This is a genomic window from Xenorhabdus beddingii (genome assembly GCF_002127545.1).
Taxonomy (GTDB): domain Bacteria; phylum Pseudomonadota; class Gammaproteobacteria; order Enterobacterales; family Enterobacteriaceae; genus Xenorhabdus; species Xenorhabdus beddingii.
In genome coordinates, this window is record NZ_MUBK01000073.1 from 1 (window position 1) to 3,030 (window position 3,030).

Sequence of the window (3,030 nt, forward strand, 5' to 3'; positions counted from 1 at the left end):
GACGCACTGGCTCCCCATGCGTCACATTCACGGACGATCGCCGGAGGTTCCGGCTCCGTCTTTATTGAGGGGAAACCGGCCGCCCGAACCGGGGATGCCATTGATTGTGGCGGTGTTGTGATTGGCGGTGGCAGTGTGAATATTGGGTAAGGAGATAAAAAATGACGTCAATAAAAGCAGGTTCAGCACTGTGTGATTGTGACAATCCGGATGATTGTACGCATAAGATTGATATTACATTAGGGGATAAGACATTCAGCTATACCCAATCCTGGTTCCCACAAGCCCTCTATTATGTGCTTGATGTGCCAAAAACAACGTTTACCTCGCTGAATGAATGGCCTAAGGAAGAAAAACCGAATGTAGAAATTAAGTTAAGTTCGGTCAGTAAAGGTTGTATCTCCCATAATCCAGAATGTCCAATTGGTAATGTCTTCAATGAACAGGGCCAACCTGTTGCGCAGTTTTCCCCAGAAAATACGTACAAAGGAAAACTGTTTTACGATAAAACAGAACAGGATTTTTTAACTTTAATACCCGGTCCATTCATGGTTTTAAAACGTTTCTTAGACAAAGACTTCTATGAGGGAATAGAGAAACAACATTACCAAGTTCTGGTTGATGAATGTTCGAACAAACCCCTAATAAAGGAAACACAGTCTGGAATAGGCAAAGTATTATCCTATCTCCGTGGCAAAAGAACGGTGCTTAACTCAAATATCTATTTAGTGACTCAGGAAAAGATAGAAGTTGATTTGACGTTTAGTGCTGATAAAGAAGTGGATGAATTTACAGACGAAGAAAGAAAAAGACAACAACGTAAAACGAATAGAGAACAGGGTCTAAGACAGCGAGGATACAGAGGCTGGCGTAATGGCACAACACGTTATGAAGTAAGGAATACTTATTCTATTGAAGGATCCGTTAAAACGCAAAAAGGCGGCGCGAGTCAAATATGGAAAAAAACCTTATTAGAAAAGGAATTTAAGAAAAGTAAAAATAGCTTAAAAACCATTGACTCGCTCAAACAGAATATTGATAAATTCACGAATTTCCTCACCGCAGGTCATCCCCGTGATAAATTCAATATCCTGAAATTGGATGTTCTCTATCCTGAAGTGAAAATTCATGGCGAATACGAACTTTCTCATAATGACGATTTTAAATTATATCGCAAATTTGGTGCCGAAATTTCGGCTTCCCCGCTGTTCGGACTATCATTAAAGCTCGATGTTCTCCAACTTATCGCCGCGGCTTTTAAAATCAATACCGCTGTTGCTCTGCTTCGTGAAGCAGGGGAAGTCTATGAAGAAAAAGTGAAAAAAGGTGAAGATGGTGCTTATGCAGGTGCAGAATTAAATCTTATTACTGAGGGCGATTTAAATGTAAAATTTGGTTGGGAATCGGATGAAAAAGGTGATTGGGCGTTTAAAAAAGACGATCTATTCGAAGTGGGCTTTGGCATTAAAGCCGAGGCCAATATCCGCGGAGGGGTGCGTTACGGCATTATTAATGGCTATGTTAATGCGACTGCTACGGCAGACGCTAAGGCGCTGATTGGGGTTGCCTCAAATTCCCAAAATGAAAAAGTGTTGGATTTGGTACTTTACCATGATGGTATAAAAGCGATGGTAAATGTAGAATTGGCTTTTGGTGTAGGTAAACAAAATTCTCCTAACGGAACCGCTAGACGACAGAAAAATAAAGGGGTTAAAGGCAATGCAGAAAAAGAATGGATTTTTCACGAACCATTACCTAAAGATAAATCGCCATACAGGATTTCTTTGGGCTAGTATTCTTTTTTTTACTACTACTGCTGCTAATAATGTATTAGGAAAAACAAATATGGAATATAAATATTTACTCTCATTGAATACTAACAAAAGCCTTTGTTATGTGGATATAAATGGCATGCCTGCGATGGATAATAACAATGGCAGTAATGGAATTCAATCCAGCGGCTTAAATGCAACAGCATTTCTGGAAAATGGTACAAATACTATAGCATTGCTTTTTAGTGATCTATCAGACGATATAAAGTCAAATAAATTTGATCCTGAGGCTTGGTGTGAAGCAACCTTAAAAAAAGTATCGGTGACGGGTACTAATGAAATTATCGGTCATATAAAATTGACTGTTGATAAAGATGGTAATACAGTAACATCACCAAATAAAATTGGTAATGGAAAATCAGAGTTTGAATTCTCCGGCATGGCAACAAACCCAGAGGATGACGGATTATATAAAGCGCAAAAAAGGTTTTCTATTAGAGGGTTACCTGATTGGATGTGGACTAAAGCACATCCGGTAACAGAAAATGACCTCCCTGCAATTAAAAATTTCTATCAGGATATTATCAATACACTTGCACATAAGGATCTCGATAAATTATGGAAAATGAGTAAGCCCGCATGGGATGAATGGGCGATGGCTGAGGATAGTAATCCCAGAATATTTTTTAATTCAATGAATTTTGAAGAACTGACTGATGATAAATTATATACAATTAGAATTTATCCTGAATGGAAAAAATTAAAATTAGTTAGCTATAAAAGTGGAAGGTTATTCCGTCTTGAAGAAGGCGCTTTCGGTCGCTCCCCTATATTGATGGATAATAAAAAAACAGGTGATACAGCAACTTATAGCCCATACTTATCCATTATTGATGGAAAGGTTGTTATTGCGAGATAATCGTTAAACTATTATAAATAGGGTTGAAAATAGGTATTTTTCAACCCTGACAATTATGATTTAATTTAATGGTATTAATAAAGTAGCGGTCATCTGATATCCCACATCTCATTTGTGGTTTATTGTTTTAATTAGAAACTAATATACCCATCGTAATTGAAGATGCTTGATTTTTCATTCTTATAAGATCATGGATCATGACTCCAAAGCGTTAATGTGGTATTCTTATGATTTTTTAAAGGGGTCTAAAAATGACGGTGACGATAGAAGTGGCTTGCCGGTATTGTCACCAAACCGAATCGGTACGCAAACACGGAACAGGTAAAGCCGGATTTCCTC

Annotated in this window: 3 protein-coding genes and 1 pseudogene; all 4 read left to right on the forward strand. The window is 38.0% G+C overall.

Annotated elements, in window-relative coordinates; genetic code table 11:
• The coding region (locus Xbed_RS18215) for a PAAR domain-containing protein (protein ID WP_208612276.1) at positions 1-150 on the forward strand (150 nt) is incomplete at its 5' end.
• Between the two features lie 11 nt (positions 151-161).
• Positions 162-1,793, forward strand: coding sequence for a hypothetical protein (locus Xbed_RS20380; RefSeq protein WP_244182556.1), 1,632 nt, complete (start codon positions 162-164; stop codon positions 1,791-1,793).
• 52 nt (positions 1,794-1,845) lie between these two features.
• A complete protein-coding gene (locus Xbed_RS18225) occupies positions 1,846-2,691 on the forward strand; it encodes a hypothetical protein (protein WP_086114246.1) in 846 nt (281 codons plus the stop codon).
• 251 nt (positions 2,692-2,942) lie between these two features.
• Positions 2,943-3,030, forward strand: a pseudogene (locus Xbed_RS20795) (IS1 family transposase); the annotation flags it as partial.